The organism is Frankia sp. AgB32, from assembly GCF_023243045.1.
Taxonomy (GTDB): Bacteria; Actinomycetota; Actinomycetes; order Frankiales; family Frankiaceae; genus Frankia.
Genome location: NZ_JALKFX010000036.1, coordinates 39,674 through 57,402, shown reverse-complemented (window position 1 = coordinate 57,402; position 17,729 = coordinate 39,674). Strand labels below are relative to the sequence as shown.

16 protein-coding genes are annotated in these 17,729 nt (G+C 72.3%); 8 read left to right on the top strand and 8 right to left on the bottom strand.

Features of this window, described 5'->3' with window-relative positions; translation table 11 throughout:
- The first annotated feature begins 323 nt into the window (after window positions 1–323).
- On the top strand, window positions 324–1,349 hold the full coding sequence (locus tag MXD60_RS13505; protein WP_248819393.1) for a CE1 family esterase: 1,026 nt from the start codon (window positions 324–326) through the stop codon (window positions 1,347–1,349).
- A 55-nt stretch (window positions 1,350–1,404) separates the two neighbouring features.
- Here the strand turns inward: MXD60_RS13505 and MXD60_RS13500 are convergent, their stop codons facing one another.
- Window positions 1,405–2,154 carry a MerR family transcriptional regulator gene (locus tag MXD60_RS13500; protein WP_248819392.1) on the bottom strand — a complete coding sequence of 250 codons (750 nt, stop codon included), beginning with the start codon at window positions 2,152–2,154 and terminating at the stop codon, window positions 1,405–1,407.
- Between the two features lie 46 nt (window positions 2,155–2,200).
- Here MXD60_RS13500 and MXD60_RS13495 point away from each other — a divergent pair, with 46 nt between their 5' ends.
- The 3 genes from MXD60_RS13495 (at window position 2,201) to MXD60_RS13485 (ending at window position 4,240) form a co-directional block, all read left to right on the top strand.
- Entirely contained in the window at window positions 2,201–2,914 is a 714-nt protein-coding gene (locus tag MXD60_RS13495; RefSeq protein WP_248819391.1) for an MBL fold metallo-hydrolase, read from the top strand.
- Complete coding sequence (locus tag MXD60_RS13490) at window positions 2,904–3,734, top strand: carbon-nitrogen family hydrolase (RefSeq protein ID WP_248819390.1); 831 nt, start codon at window positions 2,904–2,906, stop codon at window positions 3,732–3,734. Before MXD60_RS13495 ends, MXD60_RS13490 begins: the two co-directional genes overlap by 11 nt.
- Before the next feature lie 86 nt (window positions 3,735–3,820).
- The gene (locus MXD60_RS13485; RefSeq protein ID WP_248819389.1) at window positions 3,821–4,240 is read left to right on the top strand and encodes a pyridoxamine 5'-phosphate oxidase family protein; all 420 of its coding nucleotides are present in this window, start codon (window positions 3,821–3,823) and stop codon (window positions 4,238–4,240) included.
- Window positions 4,241–4,261: 21 nt separating this feature from the next.
- Here MXD60_RS13485 and MXD60_RS13480 read toward each other — a convergent pair whose 3' ends face one another.
- Window positions 4,262–5,104, bottom strand: coding sequence for a TetR/AcrR family transcriptional regulator (locus MXD60_RS13480; RefSeq protein WP_248819388.1), 843 nt, complete (start codon window positions 5,102–5,104; stop codon window positions 4,262–4,264).
- Window positions 5,105–5,314: 210 nt separating this feature from the next.
- Between MXD60_RS13480 and MXD60_RS13475 the strand changes: the two genes are divergently transcribed.
- Window positions 5,315–6,805 carry an MDR family MFS transporter gene (locus tag MXD60_RS13475; RefSeq protein WP_248819387.1) on the top strand — a complete coding sequence of 497 codons (1,491 nt, stop codon included), beginning with the start codon at window positions 5,315–5,317 and terminating at the stop codon, window positions 6,803–6,805.
- Window positions 6,806–6,817: 12 nt separating this feature from the next.
- Here the strand turns inward: MXD60_RS13475 and MXD60_RS13470 are convergent, their stop codons facing one another.
- The gene (locus tag MXD60_RS13470; RefSeq protein ID WP_248819386.1) at window positions 6,818–8,020 is read right to left on the bottom strand and encodes a sensor histidine kinase; all 1,203 of its coding nucleotides are present in this window, start codon (window positions 8,018–8,020) and stop codon (window positions 6,818–6,820) included.
- Between the two features lie 201 nt (window positions 8,021–8,221).
- Between MXD60_RS13470 and MXD60_RS13465 the strand changes: the two genes are divergently transcribed.
- On the top strand, window positions 8,222–8,635 hold the full coding sequence (locus tag MXD60_RS13465; protein ID WP_248819385.1) for a DUF7715 family protein: 414 nt from the start codon (window positions 8,222–8,224) through the stop codon (window positions 8,633–8,635).
- 168 nt (window positions 8,636–8,803) lie between these two features.
- Here MXD60_RS13465 and MXD60_RS13460 read toward each other — a convergent pair whose 3' ends face one another.
- Together MXD60_RS13460 and MXD60_RS13455 are read right to left on the bottom strand one after the other, a co-directional pair.
- Complete coding sequence (locus MXD60_RS13460; protein ID WP_248819384.1) at window positions 8,804–9,676, bottom strand: hypothetical protein; 873 nt, start codon at window positions 9,674–9,676, stop codon at window positions 8,804–8,806.
- 235 nt (window positions 9,677–9,911) lie between these two features.
- Window positions 9,912–10,850, bottom strand: a complete 939-nt coding sequence (locus tag MXD60_RS13455) for a proteasome assembly chaperone family protein (protein WP_248819383.1) — start codon at window positions 10,848–10,850, stop codon at window positions 9,912–9,914.
- 254 nt (window positions 10,851–11,104) lie between these two features.
- On the opposite strand from MXD60_RS13455, the gene MXD60_RS13450 reads away from it, so the two are divergent.
- Together MXD60_RS13450 and MXD60_RS13445 are read left to right on the top strand one after the other, a co-directional pair.
- A complete protein-coding gene (locus MXD60_RS13450; RefSeq protein ID WP_248819382.1) occupies window positions 11,105–12,076 on the top strand; it encodes an NAD-dependent epimerase/dehydratase family protein in 972 nt (323 codons plus the stop codon).
- Between the two features lie 457 nt (window positions 12,077–12,533).
- Window positions 12,534–14,378 carry an LCP family protein gene (locus tag MXD60_RS13445; protein WP_248819381.1) on the top strand — a complete coding sequence of 615 codons (1,845 nt, stop codon included), beginning with the start codon at window positions 12,534–12,536 and terminating at the stop codon, window positions 14,376–14,378.
- A gap of 22 nt (window positions 14,379–14,400) precedes the next feature.
- On the opposite strand, the gene MXD60_RS13440 is transcribed toward MXD60_RS13445, so the two are convergent.
- From MXD60_RS13440 to MXD60_RS13430, 3 genes are all read right to left on the bottom strand, one after another.
- The gene (locus MXD60_RS13440; RefSeq protein WP_248819380.1) at window positions 14,401–15,564 is read right to left on the bottom strand and encodes an acyl-CoA dehydrogenase family protein; all 1,164 of its coding nucleotides are present in this window, start codon (window positions 15,562–15,564) and stop codon (window positions 14,401–14,403) included.
- Between the two features lie 72 nt (window positions 15,565–15,636).
- Complete coding sequence (locus MXD60_RS13435) at window positions 15,637–16,542, bottom strand: 3-hydroxybutyryl-CoA dehydrogenase (protein WP_308222467.1); 906 nt, start codon at window positions 16,540–16,542, stop codon at window positions 15,637–15,639.
- A gap of 189 nt (window positions 16,543–16,731) precedes the next feature.
- The gene (locus MXD60_RS13430) at window positions 16,732–17,634 is read right to left on the bottom strand and encodes an AEC family transporter (RefSeq protein WP_248819397.1); all 903 of its coding nucleotides are present in this window, start codon (window positions 17,632–17,634) and stop codon (window positions 16,732–16,734) included.
- Window positions 17,635–17,729: the final 95 nt, after the last annotated feature.

The window sequence follows — 17,729 nt, the reverse complement described above, 5'->3', positions numbered from 1 at the left end:
CGCACGGGTCGGCCGGTGGTCGGGTCGATCGGTGTCGGGCCGGAGTGGCGGTTGGTGGCGTGGGACCGGGCCCCGGCAGCGCCATCCCGCGCGCGCCCGCGCACTCCGTCTGCGGCCAGTCTATGGGCCCGCCTGGTGCCGCGGTCGGACGTTCACCGAGAGCTGCGCAAATCGGCAGATCTTGACATTGGTTCGACTGTTGTGCCCCAATCGTGGGCCAGCCGTCGCGGCAGCTCCGCCGCCATCGCGGGCGGTCGGCCGTTGTCGGATACCGGTCCTTCGCCGAATATCCTTTTTAGCGTCGCTTCTCCTACGATGGGCCAGTGCCCAGAAAAATGGGCGTGCCCGGGTGGGCCGCCGTCGCCGCAGTGATAGCCGCGCTATTGCTGGCGGCCGTCCCCGTGCTGGCCCGGCAGCATCATGACGCCGCGGCGTCGGCGTCCGTCCCGGTGTCCTCCGCCGCCACCACGGCAGGCTCGGCCAGGTTGTCCACCGACGGCACCTGCGTCGCGAGCCGGCTGCACCCGGCACTGTCCAGCGGTCTTCTTTCCTACCGTTACGGTGAGACGACACGTACATATCGACTGTTCGTGCCGGCTCGGGACGACGGCCGCCACGCCCTTCCCGTGGTCTTCGACTTCCATGGTTTCAAGGCGGACGGTGCCCTTGAGGAACAGCGGTCGAGAATGGGTGTCCTGGGCGTCGCCCGGGGATTTGTCGTGGTGACTCCGGATGCACTCGGGACGCCGCGCCGGTGGAACACCCCCGCCGATCCGGGCAAGGCGGACGATGTGGGATTCGTGACCGCGTTGCTCGGGGAACTCGCCAGCCGGTACTGCCTGGACGCCGGGCGGGTCTACGCAACCGGCCACTCCAACGGCGCGGAGTTCGCCGCGGCGCTGGTGTGCCGGTCCCCCCTGTTCGCCGCCGTCGCCATGGTCTCGTCGACCTCCGATGCCCGCTGCCCGGCCGGCCGTGCCCCGGCCACGATGGCGGTGCACGGCACGGCCGATCCGTCGGTGCCCTACAACGGGGGCCAGGTGGTCGGCGCCACCGTGTCGGTTCCCGCGGCGTCCGCCGTCATCCAGGACTACGCCGCCCGGTACGGCTGCGCGTCGGCTCCGGTGCGCTACGAGCCGACCCCGGGCGTCACCGCGGCGCGGTACACCGGCTGCGCCCAGGGCGGTGACGTGCTGCTGGACACGGTCATCGGCGGCACCCACCTCTGGCCGGCGAGCCCGGAGGCCCGCGCCGACCCGCACACCTCGACGGCCGGCAGGACCTTCGACGCCACCGGCGCGATCCTCGACTTCCTCGCCGAGCACCACGCCCCGACCGCGCCGCGGTAGACGGCACCCGTCGCCGAGCCACGACCGGGTGGGAACGACGGGCGGGGGGCAACGGTCAGCCGCCCGTCGCCCCGTTCTCGTGCCCTTGGGACAGTGCAGCCTCCTGGGACAGTGCAGCCTCCTGGGACAGCGCAGCCTGAACCTGCGCGCCGCGCTCCGGGGCGAGCAGGGCGTTCTGGCGGGCCAGGAAGCGGTGGATCGCCGCGACGTCGCCGGGCAGCGCGGCCCGGCCCGGTCCGCCCCCCGCCGAGCCTCTTTCCACCGAGCCACCGCGGTTCGACGCACCGCGGTCCGACCCGGCGCGGTCCGACCCGGCGCGGTCCGACGCACCGCGGTCCGACGTGGTGGTGCGGGAACCGCTCGCGTGCAGGGCGCGGCCGTCGGCTGACGGCGCGGTGAGGGGATCGGGCCTGACGGCGCCCCGGACCGGCAGCAGCGGCACGGCGCCGTCCAGCACCAACTGGCCCGGTCGGCGGTCGCCCTCCCAGCTGCCGTCGGGATGGCGGACGTAGAGCTCGCCCGCGTACACCGCGAAACGTGCCAGGTCGGGCCGCGCGCCCGCGCGGGCGGCATCGCGACCGCGTTCGAGCGCGGCCCGGATACGGCCCAGGCTCACGCCGGCCCGCCGCAGCGCTCCGATCATCCGCAGGTCGGCCAGCTCCCGGCTGCCACCGCGGACCAGACCCATCCGTCGCCAGTGCGCCACCTGGCGTGGGGTGATCCGCGCGTCGGCGGGGCGGGGACGGCTGGCGGCCGTCCGTGGCGTGGGCCGCTCACCCGGCATGTCGCCGAATGTAGCCCGCACGTCCCACCTGACGCGCCGCGGGGCCGGGGCTTCGTACGCTGAACGGATGACCGACCGCCTGTACTTCCGTCAGCTGCTGTCCGGCCGTGACTTCGCCGTGGGCGATCCCGTTGGAACCCAGATGGTCAACTTCGTCTACCTCGTGGGCGACCGGGAGACCGGCGAAGCAGTGCTCATCGACCCGGCCTACAAGGTGGGTGACCTGCTGGACCTCCTCGCCGCCGACGACATGCGGCTGACCGGCGCGCTCGTCACCCACTACCACGCCGATCACGTCGGCGGCTCGGCGTTCGGATTCGAGATCGAGGGCATCCGCGAGCTGCTCGCGCGCGAGGACGTGCCGATCCACGTCAACCGGGCCGAAGCCGAATGGGTCCGGCAGGCGACGGACGTCTCCGCGTCGGACCTCGTGGAACACGACGACGCGGACGTGGTCACCGTCGGGCAGATTCCGATCCAGCTCCTGCACACGCCCGGCCACACCCCGGGCAGCCAGTGCTTCCTCGTCGACAACCGGCTCGTCGCCGGCGACACGCTGTTCCTGGAGGGCTGCGGGCGGATGGACCTGCCGGGCGGCGACGCCGGCCTGATGTACGACAGCCTGCGTCGACTCGCCGCCCTGCCGGACGCCACGACGGTCTTCCCCGGTCACCAGTACTCGCCGAAGGCATCCGAGGACCTCGAGGTGGTCAAGCGGATGAACCACGTCTTCCGACCGTCCAGCGCCCAGCAGTGGAAGGCGATGCTGGGTGTCGGCTGAGCGCGGCACGCGGACCGTCTGCCTGCAGCTCGCCTGTCCGGACGGGGAGAGCGCCGCGCAGCGGGTCCGCCGGGTGCGCGCCGAGCTGCGCGAGATCGAGGCGGACCTGGTGGTGCTGCCCGAGCTGTGGGCCACCGGCTACTTCCACTTCGACGCCTACGAGGCGCAGGCCGAACCCCTGACCGGCCCGACGCTCACCGCGCTGCGGGAGGTGGCCCGGGAACGCGGCTTCCACCTGGTCGCGGGCAGTCTGGTGGAGCGGGCGGAGGACGGCCGGCTGTACAACACCACGGCCCTGCTCGGCCCCGACGGAGAGATCCTGCACGTCTACCGCAAGATCCATCTGTTCGGGTACGGCTCGGCGGAGGCCCGGCTGCTGACGCCCGGCGCGGCGGTCGGCGCCGTGCCGACCGCGATCGGCACCATTGGCCTGGCCACCTGCTACGACCTGCGGTTCCCGGAGCTGTTCCGGCTGCTCGCCGACGCCGGTGCCGAGCTCGTCGCCGTGGTGTCGGCCTGGCCCGCGGCCCGGCTGGCGCACTGGCGGGTGCTCACCCGGGCCCGCGCCATCGAGAACCAGCTCAACCTCGTCGCCTGCAACCTCGCGGGCCGGCACGCCGGCCAGGACCTGGGCGGGACGAGCGTCATCCTCGACCCGTGGGGCCAGGTGCTGGCCGAGGGCGATCAGGAGCCCGGCCTCGTGACGGCCGAGGTCGACCGGCACCGCCCGGCCGAGGTCCGCGCCGAGTTCCCGGTGCTCACCCATCGCCGACTCGGTCTCCCGACTCCACCCGCGCGGCCCTTGACGGACCCGGCCTGACGACCTCGACCGGGCCCGGCGCGGACGGGTGACCGCGCACGGGCGGGCGAGGCGTGCCGCCAGCCGAACCGTGGCACGCTGGCGGCATGCCGAGTTCGCCCGCCGGGCCGCTGGACCTCACCCAACGGGGCGAGGAGTTCGCCGCCTTCTGGCGGGAGCGGCACCTGTGCAGCCTGACGACGGTTCGCCCGGACGGCGGTGTCCACGTGGTGGCCGTCGGCGCGACGCTCGACCCGGGCTCCGGTACCGCGCGGGTCATCACGTCGTCCCGGTCCCGTAAGGCGCGGATCATCGCGGCCGGGCCCGCCGGCGGCACCGCCGTGGCGCTCTGCCAGATCGACGGCCCCCGGTGGTCGACCCTGGAGGGGCTGGCCGTGGTGCGGGCCGACGCGGACAGCGTCGCCGACGCCGTGCGCCGCTATGCCCAGCGGTACCGCGAGCCACGGGTCAACCCGCTGCGCGTGGTGCTGGAAGTGCGCGTCAGTCGGGTACTGGGCAGCGTCTGAGCCGGCGCCTGTGCGGCCGGTTCACGCGGCGCCCGCGTCGAGTTCCGCGGTGACCCCGGCGAGGAGCCAGTCCAGCCCCTGGTCGAAGCTCTCGCGGGCGGCATCGCCGCGGACGAGGGCGAGGTCCGCGCGGGGCAGCGCGGCCAGATGCGGGTACTGACCGCTGTCGAGCGCCTGGGCCAGATAGTCGTGCACCTCGGCCGGGTTGGCGCTGTCGTTCGCCAGCTGCTCGTGGAGCTCGGCGGCGACCTGGCCGAGGGTGTAGGTGTCCACGGCCCGCAGCAGGGCGACGCGGCGCGCCGTGGGAAGCGGCAGATCCGCGACGGCGGCCGCGGACTGCTCCCCGTGCCGTAGCGCGTTCGGGCCGACGCGGGGTGGGCCGACGTAGACCTGCAGGATCCAGGGGTGACGCAGAGCGCTGTCCCGCGTTCGGTGGGCGATCGCGCGCAGGCGGTCGCGCCAGTCGGCCGGGAGCGGCTCCGGCACGAGGATCTCGGCCGCCACCCGGTCGTTCATCAGCGCGAGGAGATCATCCTTGCGGTCGAAGTGCGAGTACAGGCTCATCGGCCGGGCACTGAGGGCGGCGGCGACCCGGCGGATCGACACGGCGGTCAGCCCTTCGGCGTCGGCGATGGCGATCGCCGCGTCGACGATCTCCTCGCGGGTCAGTCGCGGCCGGCGTGGGCCCGTCGAGCGGGCCCACAGCAGCTTCGAGGGCCGGTACCCGGACATGTCACCCGTCGGTGGGGCGGGGGAGATCTCGACGGCATCGGCTGCGGGTCCGGCCTGGTGCCGCGCCGGGCCCGCGGGGAGCAGGGCGCTCAGTCCCGGGGGGTCGCCCTCCACGCGGTTGTGGTCGCCCATGTCCCGAGGTTACGTGGGCTGCCGCATCGAGGTCACTCACCGTCGGGCCGAGACGGTGTATCGGCAACCGATACGGTGTATCGTCATCGCCGTCATCAGCATTGCGCGTCCGCCCGAGCGGGTCGTCACCGTGCGTGGCAGGGATGCACGTGGCAGGGATGCACGTGGCAGGGATGCACGTCGAGCGGAGGTCGGCCCATGGCGACACGGATGTCCACGCCGGATGCGGCCCCGGCCGCCGCCGAGGCGCCGCTGGACCGCGCGCTTGTGCGCCTGGCCCTGGTGCTTCTGGCCGGCGCGGTCGTGGTGCAGCTCGACGCGACGATCGTGTCGGTCGCGCTCGACACGCTGGCGGGCGTGTTCCACGTCGGCATCCCGACGATCCAGTGGGTCACCACGGCCTACCTGCTGGCGCTCGCCGTGGTCATCCCGCTGTCCGGCTGGTCGGTGGAGCGCTACGGGGGGCGGCGGATGTGGCTGCTGGCGCTGGGCCTGTTCCTGGTCGGCTCGGCGTTGTGTGGGCTCGCGTGGTCCGCGGGCAGCCTGATCGCCTTCCGCGTGGTGCAGGGTCTGGGCGGCGGGCTGCTTCTGCCGCTGATGCAGACGATCCTGGTGCAGGCGGCGGGCCCACAGCGGATCGGCCGGCTCATGGCCGCGGTGTCCGTGCCGGCGTTGCTGACCCCGGTGCTCGGACCCGTCCTCGGCGGCGTGATCGTCGACAGTGTGAGCTGGCGGTGGATCTTTCTGATCAACGTGCCCGTCTGTGCCGTGGCGTTCGTGCTGGCCTGGCGCTCGTTGCCCGCGACGGCGGTCTCCGGGCGCCAGCCTCTCGACGGTGTGGGCTTCGCGCTGCTCTCGCCGGGGCTCGCGGCGGTCGTGTACGGATTTGCCGAGGCCGGGCGCCGCGGTGAGTTCGCCTCCGCGGCAACGCTCGTCCCGATGGCCGTCGGTGTGGTGCTGCTCGTCGCCTTCGGTGTGCACGCCCTGCGGGTCAAGGGGGTGCCGCTGATCGATCTGCGCCTGTTCCGGTCCGCACCGTTCCGCGGATCGGCTGGCCTGATGTTCCTGTTCGGGACCTCTCTGTTCGGAGCGATGTTCCTCCTGCCGCTGTACGAGCAGCAGGTGCGGGGTCGCAGCGCGATCGGTGCCGGCCTGCTGCTCGCTCCGCAGGGCCTGGGCATGATGATCGGGATGATCGTGCTCGGCCGGGTGGCGGACCGGGTGAGTCCACGGTTGACGGTTCTGGCCGGGCTGGGGCTCAGCGTGCTGGGATCGGCGGCCTACACGCAGGTAGGGACGAGCACCAGCGAGCTCGTGCTCGGAGCGTCTCTGGCGGTGCGGGGGCTTGGGCTGGCGGCGGCGATGGTGCCGGTCATGTCCGCCGCGTATGCCGGTCTGTCGCCTGCGGAGGTCCCGAGGGCGACCACCGCCGTGCGGATCTTCCAGCAGGTCGGTGCCTCTCTGGGCACCGCCGTGCTCGCCGTCGTGCTGGCCGGTCGGTTGCGCGGTGTGACCGATTCGGCGGCCCAGGCGCATGCCTACGCCCTTTCCTTCTGGTGGACCTTCGGCTTCACTGTGGCCGCCGTCCCGCTCGTCCTCCTGCTACCGAACCGGCCAGCGAGCGCTGGCACCACCGCGGAACGGGGCGACGCGCCGCCTGCCACGCTGGGCTCGGAGGCAGAGCGGACAGCCGCCGGCTAGGCCGTGCCGGGATCAGTTTCGTGTACTGGGGCCCTCCGGTCGCGGAAGCTCCACCCGCACCACTGTCGGCCCACCGGGCGGGCTGTCGACGGTCATCACTCCGTTGATCGCACCGATCCGGCCGGTCAGACCGGCCAGGCCCGTGCCACCCCGGGGGTCCGCGCCGCCGACCCCGTCGTCGCTGATCTCGAGCAGCAGCGACGCATCGCCGGTCACGCGCAGATCCAGCGATGCCGACGTGGCCTGGCTGTGTTTGCTGATGTTGGTCAACAGTTCCGACGCGGTGAAATAGATGATCCCTTCCAGTGCTGCCGCTGGCCTGTGCGGCAGCTCGACCGTGGCCCGGGTCGGCACCGTGCAGCGGTCGGCGAGGGAGGCGAGGGCCGCTGGCAGGCCGCGGTCGGTGAGGATCGCCGGGTTGATGCCGCGGGCGAGGTCCCGCAGATCGAGCAGGGCCAGTTTCGCCTCGCCGTGCGCCTCGGCCACCATCAGTGCGGCGGCCTGCGGATCCTCGGCGAGTTTCTCCTTCGCCATGCCCAGGCCCATCGCCAGCGCCACGAGCCGCGCCTGGGCGCCGTCGTGCAGGTTGCGTTCGATGCGCCGCAGATGTGCCGCCGAGTCGGCCTGCGCGGCCTGCTGGACCGCCAGTTCCCTGATCCGCTGTTCCACTTCTGCTGACGGGGAGAGCAGGCCACGGGCCATCGCCTTGTCCACCGCGACCAGCCCGCGGGTGGCCCAGGGCAGCACCACCCAGCCGACGATGACCAGCAGCAGGACCGCGACCAGGCAGACGATCCCCCAGGGCAGCCGGATCAGCAGGTACAGCGCGTGCCGCCAGGCGACCGGGTCGGCCAGGGCATCGAGGCCGAACCCGCGCCGACGCGGAGGACGGGACGGCTTCGGGATATGCAGCCCGAGCAGCCGCCCGGCGCGGGCCCGGTCCAGGTCGCCGAACCAGCGGCAGACCTGGAACCCCAGTGCGAGCAGCGGTATCCCGACCACGGTGGCGACCAGGCCCAGACCGAGGGACAGCATGATCGTCACATAGAGGAAACCGAGGAGGGTGAGCGGAAAGTTCAGCAGGAGATACAGCAGGCCACGCCAGGTCGCGGCGTCCGCGGCCCGCCGCGGTGGGCGGGTGGGGGCGGGAGGCCCGTCGGCGCCGGGGCTACCCGCGACCGCGCGATCCGGCGATGCGGCGGCGATTACGCTCACCGGCTGCAGCCCTCCCACCACGCGCGCGGACTCCGACGCGTTGCGACCGGCGCGCGGCCGGACCGTAACGTGGGGTAGAGAATACCCCGATCATGGCTAAGTCGAGACTTTGCCGGTGGGGGATGGTTGTCTTCTCGTAGATCGGGAGGGCACCCGCTTCCCAGTCGGAAGCGGTCGGGCGACCACGAGGAGCTTGGGAGCATGAAACTTCTCACGGCCACCGCGTACGCGCAGGGCCTGCGGGTCGATGATTTCCACTGGGCGGTGGAAGGCGAGCTCGTCACCCTGCGCGCGTTCTGCGACATGCACCTGGACCGGCCACACGGCCGGTGCGAGTGCGGCCGGGTATTCGTTGGCCTGGGTTCCTATTACGGAACCACCACGGCCATGGTTCGCAGCTTTCCCGAAATCACCGAAGCGGATTATCGCGCCGCGCTCCGTAACAGCCTCGACGCCCAGGGGTGGGACGCCTGCGGCGCGGACACGGAGGCCACCCGTCTGATCGCGGAAGTGAGTCGGCTGCCGGTCGGGGCGATCGTCGAACGGTTCGTGGACGAGCTGGCGGTGCGGGCGCTGTCCGACGCCGACATCGGCCGGGTGTCCGACCGCCGCTGAGCGGCTGGTGCCCAGACGTACCACCCCTCGGGGTGCACTGGTCGGGGCGATCGATGGCCCGTGGGCCCCGGCGGGGGCGGGGCGGCCCGCGGGGGCGGGGGGGGGGGGGGGGGGCGCGGCCCCCCCCCCCCCCCACAGGCCCGGAGTCCGGGCGTCTGCGCGGTGTGATCAGCCGGTTGGTACCAGTGCCGCGGTGAGCTCCCGGGTACCGCGGGGCGTGCGTCCCCAGGGCTTGGCCGTGGACAGCACCGTCGCGGTGATGAACAGGACGTTCATGACGCAGGCGCAGACGATCAGAGCGGCTGACTGCGTCGGCGCTGCGGCCGGTGCGCCGCGGGTCGCGTGGTCCGCCGACACGATGAGGGCCCGCACGACGGCACCGCCGCTGATGACCGCGAATACCGTGATCGTGAGCTTCGCGACGACCCACCAGTGCCGCAGCAGACCCCATCTGGTCCCCACGGACATCACCACACCGGTGATCAGGGTGAGCAGCGCCAGTGGGATGTCGACCGCGCGGTCGACGACGTGCATCAGTTCGTAGGCCGCGTGCCGCAGGTCCGCATTCGCCATGGCTGTCGACGCCAGGGCGAGCTGCGCGAACGCCACACCGTTCCAGCTCACGCTGACGACGACGTGCAGGGTCAGCAGCGCCAGGCGCGCCGGTCTGCGCAGCGGCCGCCCCACCTGCCGCGGGCCGGGCCGGGACCGACGCCGGTCGGGACGCTGGTCCCGGCCGACGCCGGGGGCATCACCGGCGGTGGCCTCGGCATCGGCGACGGGGGCATCGGCGACGGGCCCCGCGGGCGCACCGGCGGGCTGTGCGGTGCCGGCGGCGGTGGAAGCGGCGGCGGATTCGGCCGGGAGGTTCTGGTCGGCTTCCGGTGGGATCCGCGACGTCGCACGTGATTTCGAGGCGGGTGCGGGTGCCGTCCCGACGTCCGGCCGGGCCGGTTCTTGACTGGCGGTTCCAGCCTCGGCGGAATCCTCGCCTGAAATGGTGCTGCTGGCGAACGCCGTTATCTCGGAGGTGGCGCTCATGCGACGGTCCTGGGCGCGGGCATCGTCCGGCTTTCTCGGTCAGCGGGTCACCACGTTGACAGATTTCTGTCGCCTGGGATGACTCGACGGATCGGCGAACCGGAACGCTACTACCCAACCGCAGTCAAAAGAATGGCAACTTCCGGACGCCGACGGCCGGCCGCGGAAATCGAAACCGCCATCCGGAGCCGCGGCGGAAACACGGCAAAGACGACCGGGCTCCGCCCACGGTGCATCAGGGCAGCGTGTTGGGGCCGCCCGGCTCCGACTGCTCCGCGAGGAAACGCTCAAGCGCCTCGCCGAGCTCATCGGCGGTCGGCAGCTTCTCCTCGTTCTCGGCCGCCGGCGCCTCCGGGTTCTGGCGGCCCCGCTGGTACGCGTCGTACTGCTCCTCGAGCGCCTGGACGAGTGCCGCTGCCTCCCCGCCCTGCGCGATCTGGTTGTTGACCTCGTCGGTGACCGCCATGGCCGCGGAGCGCAGGCCGTCCAGCGGCAGCATCAGCCCGGTCGCCTTCGATATCGAGGTGAGCAGGGCCTCCGTGGCCGCGGGGTAGGTCGTCTGGGAGAGGTAGTGCGGGACGTGGACGGCGAAGCCCATGGCGTCCCGACCGTCGTGTCCCAGCTCGTACTCGACCAGGTGGCCGGCGCTGCCCGGCACCTGCAGACGCCGCAGCCAGGGCTCGTGACCGACGATGAGCTCCTTGCGGCTCGCGTGCGCGGTGAGCGAGGCCGGGCGGGTGTGCGGCACCGCCATCGGGATGGCGTTGATCCCGACACTGAGCCGCACGCCCAGCTCGGCGACGAGGCCGCGGACGGCCGCCGAGAAACGCTTCCACTGCAGGTCGGGCTCGGGCCCCGTGAGCAGGAGGAACGGCACGTCGGACTCGTCGCGAAGCTGGTAGATCGCCAGCACCGGCTCGGCGTAGCTCTCCCAGTGATCCTCCGAGAAGATCATGGCGGGTCGGCGTGAGCGGTAGTCCAGCAACTGGTCGATATCGAACGTCGCGACGACGCGATGCTCGAGCGCGGTCAGCAGGTGCTCCCCGGCCAGGCCCACCGCGTTGCCGGCATCCACCACTCCGGTCATCGCTTCCAGCATGACCGGGCGGTGCTGGACGATCGGGTCGTCCGATGCTTCCTCGGTGAGCTCGTAGAGTTCTCGCGGATCCAGCACGATCGAGGTCCTCCTCACACCGCCGGTCGCTTCCGTCACCTGAAAAGAAGCACGACCAGCGCCATCGGCATTCCGCCGGCCCGGGAAACGCCGAAGGACGGGCGGGTCCGTCCCGGTGCTGTACCGGCCTGACGCCGCCCGAGTCTCGTCCTGATTTTACCGGCTTACCGGCTGGCCTGACCGGCACGCAACGCGGTCCCGGCCTGCCGCGGGGGTGGGGGCCGCGGGCGTGCCGCCGGCATAGGCTGCGTCCGGTGCGGATCCTTGTCACCGGGGCGACCGGAAAGGTCGGCGGCGCGGTCGTGCGGGCCGCGCTCGCGGACGGGCATGAAGTGCGGGCCCTGGTGCGGGACCCTGCCCGGGGCGGCCGCCGGCTGCCCGGTGCGGCCCGGCTCGTGGTCGGTGATGTCACCGACCAGGCGACGCTGCGCCCCGCCGTCGACGGGGTCGACATCGTGTTCAACGCCATGGGTGTCCCGGAGCAGTGGCTGCCCGATCCCGGCCTGTTCGAGCGGGTCAATGTCGCCGGTTCGGCCAACGTGGCCCGCGCCGCCGCCGACGCCGGGGTACGCAGGCTGGTGCACACCAGCACCATCGACGTGTTCGACGCCCTGCCCGGCGGCCACTTCGACGAGACCAACCTCGCGACGGCGCCGAAGCAGACCCCGTACGAGCGGTCCAAGCAACGAGCGGAACGCGCCGTCCTCGATGCCGCGGGTGACGTCGAGGTCGTGGTGGTCAACCCGGCCACCGTCTACGGTTTCCCGCCCTACGGCCCCACGTCGATGGAGGGCCGGATGTTCCGCCCGGCGCTGCGCGGCCGGCTGCCCGTGGTGCCGCCGGGTGGGTTCGGGCTGGTGTTCACCGAAGGACTTGCCCGCGGGCATCTCGCAGCCGCCGACGCCGGTCGTCCCGGGGAGCGGTACATCCTCTCCGATGCCCACGTCAGCCTGCGTGAACTGACCGCCGCGGTGGTGTCGGTGGCCGGTCGTGGACGACCGCCGCGGGCCACGATCCCGCCCGTGCTCGCCAGCGCACTTGCCGCCGGCGGGGAGCTGGTGGCCCGGATGATCCGCCAGCCTCCGCCGCTGGCCCGCGGGCAGCTCCACTACCTGCGCTGGAACGCGGTCCCGGACGCCAGCCGGGCCCGCGCCGAGCTCGGTTGGGAGCCGACCCCGCTGGCGGAGGGCCTGCGACGCACCCTGGCGGAGCTGGACCGAGGCTGACCGCGCCGCGCGCGGTCGCCACCTCGCCCGATCCGCTGGTCCGCCCCCCGGCGGCGTTCCGCCTGCCGCGACTGCCCGGCCGCCTCGCCGGACTCGGGATGATCCGGATGCGGCGCAGAGTGGGATTCGCTCCGCCACGGATTTTTCGCACTAATTGCCCAAAAATGTCCGAGTCTACCGCGGAGTGACGTCTCGGCTGCACTCCTCGCCGAAGCACGTGTCTCCTGGGTGGCCACCAGGCTGCGGCGCGTGGGCATTTGTCAGCTAAAAGCGGTCGTCGTCACATGTGCGGCCCACATCGCCAAGGTTCCGGAGAGCCTGCTTATGGTAGTGGGCCTATCCGGCTATTAAGTGGTATCCGTGTGGGGGAGGGGTGGCGGGTGAAGCATGTCGCGACCTCCTTCCCTTCCCCGATGTCGGCACTGATCAAGAAATGCTCTATTTGTCGGGTTGACGGGTGAAGCTGGGACGCTCCGCCGACCGCGGACCGGCCGACGAGCGCGAGGCGAAGTCCGCCGACGCGTCGCCCGATCCGAGTGGTGTCGCTGGCTCGGACCGCGACGCGCGCAACCCGCAGGCTCCCAACCAGCCGGCTGAGGACGAGACGAAGCCCATCCGGCGTGCCGGGCCGGCCGGCGAGGCGGCAACGGTGCCGCTCACCACCCCCGGCGCCACCGGTCTGCCCTCTCCCAGATCGACCGCCGTGGCCAGCCCCGTGGCGGGTACCTCCATGGCCGGGCGGGCCGCGACCGCGCGGCCCGAACCCGAGGTGTCTCCCGGCGGCGCAGCCGCCACCGCGGGCAGCGCGCCCGCCGTCCCGCCGGGAGCCGTCCACCCGGAGGGCGCTGGTTCGCGCGCCGGCTCCGAGGACCCGGCCTCCGCCGCGCAGACCGCTGCGGCAGCCATGGCAGCGGTGGCGGCCGCGACGGCGGTGACCTCCGGCGCGGCGTCCGCGGTGGAGGCGGCGGATCCGCTCCGGGCCCTGATCGGCGACACCCCGGCGCCACCACGCCGGCGTGGACTGCGATACCGGATCGTTCTCCTGCTGGCCGGCGTGCTGAGCGTGGCGATCCTCGCGTCGACGGTGGCCGGCTGGATCGCGTTGACCGTCTACGACCGGAAGATCGACCGGGCCGACATCGGCCTGCCCCGGGTGGAGGCGTCCCGTCCGCCGGCCGTGCCCGCGGGGACCGAGAACTGGCTGCTCGTCGGCTCGGACGTGCGGACCGGCACCGACGCGGCGAAGGTCGGTGGCGCCCGGTCCGACACGATGATGATCGCTCACCTGGACAGCGACGGCCGGACGTCCATCGTGTCGATCCCGCGCGACCTCTACCTGCCGATCCCGGCGTACACCGACGCCGACGGCACCCGGCACCGGGAGCGCCACGATCGGGTGAACAGCGCCTTCAACAGTGGCGGCCCGGCCCTGCTGGTCGCCACCCTGGAGCAGCTCACGGGTGTCCGCATCGACCACTACGCCGAGGTCGACTTCGGCGGGTTCCAGGCGATGACCACCGCGATCGGCGGGGTCGACGTGTGCCTGACCGCCTCGCCCTACGTCGAGCCCCTCACCCTCGACAACGGCCGGCGGGTCCATGCGACGAACCTGAACGACCCCAGCTCCGGGTTCGTCGGCCAGCCCGGGCTGAACCACATCGTCGGCGCGCAGGCGCTGGCGTTCGTGCGGCAGCGCCACGGCTTCCTCGACGGCGACCTGTCCCGCATCCACCGCCAGCAGGCGTTCCTCGCGGCGGTGTTCCGCAAGGTGGCGTCCAGCGACGTGCTGCTGCGCCCGGCGAAGCTCAGCGCGTTCCTGAGCGCCCTCACCCAGTCGACCGTCCTCGACAACGGCACGAACCTCGCCGACCTGCGCCGCCTCGCCGATCGGCTGCGCGGCATCGACGCCGGCTCGGTGACCTTCGCGACGGTGCCCGTCACCGGCCAGGTCGCCCACCCGGCGTTCTACTTCATGTACGACCCGGAAGCCGTGCGGACCTTCTTCGCCACCCTGATGGGCGACGCCTCCACGCCGGAACCGGACGGCACCACGCCGGCACCACTCGTCGTGCCCGGCCAGACCCCGCAGGCCAGCCCGACCGCGGGCACGTCATCAACCGCGGGCACGTCATCAACTGCGGGGACGTCGCTGACCGCGCCCGTGTCGGCCGCGGCCCTGTCCGCGACGTCCCCGTCGACGGATTCCCCGGCAGCGACCGACGGCCTGTCGGAGATCTCGCCGACCACGACGGCGAGCCCGGCGGTGCCGACCACGACCGCGGTCGCCGCCTGCATCAACTGACCCGGTTCCCCACCGGACGGCGTCAGCCCTTGAGCAGCGCGCGGGCCATCACGACCCGCTGGACCTGGTTGGTGCCCTCGTAGATCTGCGTGATCTTGGCGTCGCGCATCATGCGCTCGACCGGGAAGTCGCGGGTGTAGCCGGCGCCGCCGAACAGCTGGACGGCGTCCGTGGTGACCTCCATCGCCACGTCCGAGGCGAAGCACTTCGCGGCAGCGGAGATGAAGCCGAGCGCCGGCTCGCCGCGTTCCGCCCGGGCGGCGGAGACGTACACGAGCTGGCGGGCGGCCTCGATCTTCATGCCCATGTCGGCGAGCATGAACTGGACGGCCTGGTTGTCCGCGATCGCGCGGCCGAACTGGCGGCGCTGCTGGACGTAGGCGAGCGCGGCGTCGAGGGCGCCCTGGGCGATGCCGACGGCCTGCGCGCCGATCGTCGGCCGGGTGTGGTCGAGGGTGGCGAGCGCGGTGCGCAGGCCGGTCCCCGGCTCGCCGATGATCCGGTCGGCGGGGATCGTGCAGCCGGTGAAGTGGATCTCGCGAGTGGGGGAGCCCTTGATGCCGAGCTTGCGCTCCTTGGTCCCGACTTCGAAACCGGGGTCGTCCCGGTGCACCACGAACGCCGAGATGCCGTCGACCTTGCGGGCCGCGTTCGGATCGGTCACCGCCATGACCGTGTACCAGGTCGACACGCCGGCATTCGTGATCCAGGTCTTCGTCCCGTCGAGGACCCAGTGGTCGCCGTCGAGGCGGGCCCGGGCGCGCATCGAGGCGGTGTCGGAACCGGCCTCCCGCTCGGACAGCGCGTAGGAGATCATCGCCTCGCCGCTGGCGATCGACGGCAGAACGAGGCGCCTGAGCTCCTCGGAGCCGGACAGGATGATCGGCATGCTGCCGAGCTTGTTGACCGCGGGGATCAGCGAGCTCGACGCGCAGGCCCGCGCGACCTCCTCGATGACGATGCAGGTCGCGATCGAGTCGGCGCCCTGCCCGCCGTACGCCTCGGGGATGTGCACCGCTTCGAACCCGGCCCGGTTGAGCGCGTCGAGCGCCTCGGCGGGGAACCGCTCCCGCTCGTCGACGTCCGCCGCATGCGGGGCGATCTCCTTCTCGGCGAGGTCGCGCACCGTCTCACGCAGCGCGACATGCTCCTCGGCGAGCTGATACAGACTGAAACTCGGGTTCACGGCGACTGCCTCGCTGATCGTGGTTCGCGCTCGTGTCGGCCGGTCGGCCCGCCGTCAGGGCCGGGCCGGGGGTCAGGCCGCGTAGTTGTGGAAGCCCCGCCCGCTCTTCTTGCCGAGCAGGCCGGCGTCGACCATCCGCATGAGCAGCGGCGGCGGAGAGTAGAGCGGCTCCTTGAACTCCTCGTACAGCGACTCCGCGACCGCCTTGATCGTGTCGAGCCCGATCAGGTCGCACAGCCGCAGCGGCCCCATCGGGTGGGCGCAGCCGAGGACCATACCCCGGTCGATGTCGTCCGCCGCGGCGAAACCGGATTCCAGCATCCGCACCGCGGCGAGCAGATACGGCACGAGCAGCGCGTTGACGACGAAGCCAGCGCGGTCCTGCGAGCGGATGACCTCTTTGCCGAGGCGATCGGTGACGAATCCCTGCGCGGCGCTCACCGTCTCGGCCGAGGTCAGCAGCGAGGGGACGATCTCGACGAGCTTCTGGACGGGCACCGGGTTGAAGAAGTGGATGCCGACGACCTGCTCCGGCCGGGACGTCGCCATCCCGAGCTTCATGATGGGAATCGACGAGGTGTTGGACGCGAAGATGGCGTCCGGGCGGCTCACGACCTTGTCCAGCGCGGCGAAGATGTCCGACTTGACCTGCTCGTTCTCCGCGACGGCCTCGACGACCACGTCACGGTCACCAAAAGCGTCGATCTCGGTGGTGAACGTGAGCCGGCCGAGCACCGTGTCCCGTTCCGCCTCGCTGATCTTGCCGCCGCGCACGCCACGGTCCAGCGACGCGACCAGCCGCGTCCGACCGGCGGACAGCGCCGACCTGTCGACCTCACGGACGGCGACGTCGAGACCGGCCCGGGCAGCCACCTCCGCGATCCCGGAGCCCATCAGGCCGCAGCCGATCACGCCCAGCCGGGAGAACGTCGACACCGGGCCCGCGCTCGCCCCGTCCACCCGATCGGCCGTCTGCACCGCACTCACCGCTGGATCCACTCCTCTCGGACGCCGGCGCCCGCAACCGCCGTCGATCCGGCATGGTCATCCGCCAGGCAAGACGCCCGTGGGGCGGCTTGCCGAACACCGCGCCGGTGCCCGTGACTCACCCTAGCCCGTGAGCTCGGCGCTCTCACCAGATTCCGATCGGCCCAGGATCCGGCCAGGTCAGGACCCCAGCAGCAGCGACCACAACGGCAGGGTGACGAACGAAAGTGGCACTCCGACCCCCACCAGCAGGCTGGGCAACGGGGTGGCCAGATCCTGGCGCGCGGCGATCAGCGCGCCGGCGACCATCGGGGGCATCGCCGTCTCGAACAGCGCGATCGTGACCGCATGGTCGCCAAGCCCGCCGGCGAGACCGTAGAGGCCGACCACGATCGCGGGTGCCGCCACGAGCTTCACCCCGAGGCCGAGCACCAGCTCGCGCCACCACCGTCGTACGGCACGCACCTCGAGCTGCAGGCCGATGGAGAACAGCGCCAGCGGGGTGAGGGTGCCGCCGAGCGATACCAGCGCGCTGTCCAGCCAGCCCGGGAAGCTCACCGGCCGCAGCACCAGGGCCGTCATCAGGGCGAGCAGCGCCGGCGCGGTCAGTACCCGTCGAGTGAGTTCCGCGCGCGGCAACGATGCTCCGGCAACCACCGTGACGAGGCTGAGGACCACCGTGTTCAGCAGCAGGAACGAGCCGAGCTGATCGACGAGGACGGCGATGGGCACCGAGTCCGCGCCGTAGAAGGCGGTGACCATCGGGAAGCCGACGAAGCTCGTGTTCGCCACCGCCGTGGCGGCGATCAACGCCGTGACGGTCTCCCGCCGCAGCCGCAGCGGCCGCGCGGCGAGCAGGTACAGCCCGGTCGACACGGCGAACAGCAGGTACGGCGCGGCGAGGACGAGCGCGAGGTTGTCCGGGAACCGCACCTCGTGCATGGCGTGCAGGACGAGCGCGGGCAGCGCGATGTCCAGCAGCCAGGTGTTCACCATCGCCGCGGCACCCTCGGGCGGTCTGCGCCAGCGCCGGACCACAATCCCGGCGATCAGGCCGACCAGCAGGACGACCAGCGCGGACACCCGGCAATCGTCGCAGCTCACGTGCGCGGACAGGACCGGTCGTGGCACGCCCCACCCTGCCCCCGGCCACCGATGGTGGCTGCGGTGGCCGGGCA

Excerpts from the sequence above, each read along its gene's own strand:
- MXD60_RS13495 (WP_248819391.1), top strand. The coding sequence starts at position 2,201 with ATGACCGACCGCCTGTACTTCCGTCAGCTGCTGTCCGGCCGTGACTTC.
- MXD60_RS13485 (WP_248819389.1), top strand. The coding sequence starts at position 3,821 with ATGCCGAGTTCGCCCGCCGGGCCGCTGGACCTCACCCAACGGGGCGAG.
- MXD60_RS13460 (WP_248819384.1), bottom strand. The coding sequence starts at position 9,676 with ATGAGCGCCACCTCCGAGATAACGGCGTTCGCCAGCAGCACCATTTCA.
- MXD60_RS13475 (WP_248819387.1), top strand. The coding sequence starts at position 5,315 with ATGTCCACGCCGGATGCGGCCCCGGCCGCCGCCGAGGCGCCGCTGGAC.
- MXD60_RS13465 (WP_248819385.1), top strand. The coding sequence starts at position 8,222 with ATGAAACTTCTCACGGCCACCGCGTACGCGCAGGGCCTGCGGGTCGAT.
- MXD60_RS13480 (WP_248819388.1), bottom strand. The coding sequence starts at position 5,104 with ATGGGCGACCACAACCGCGTGGAGGGCGACCCCCCGGGACTGAGCGCC.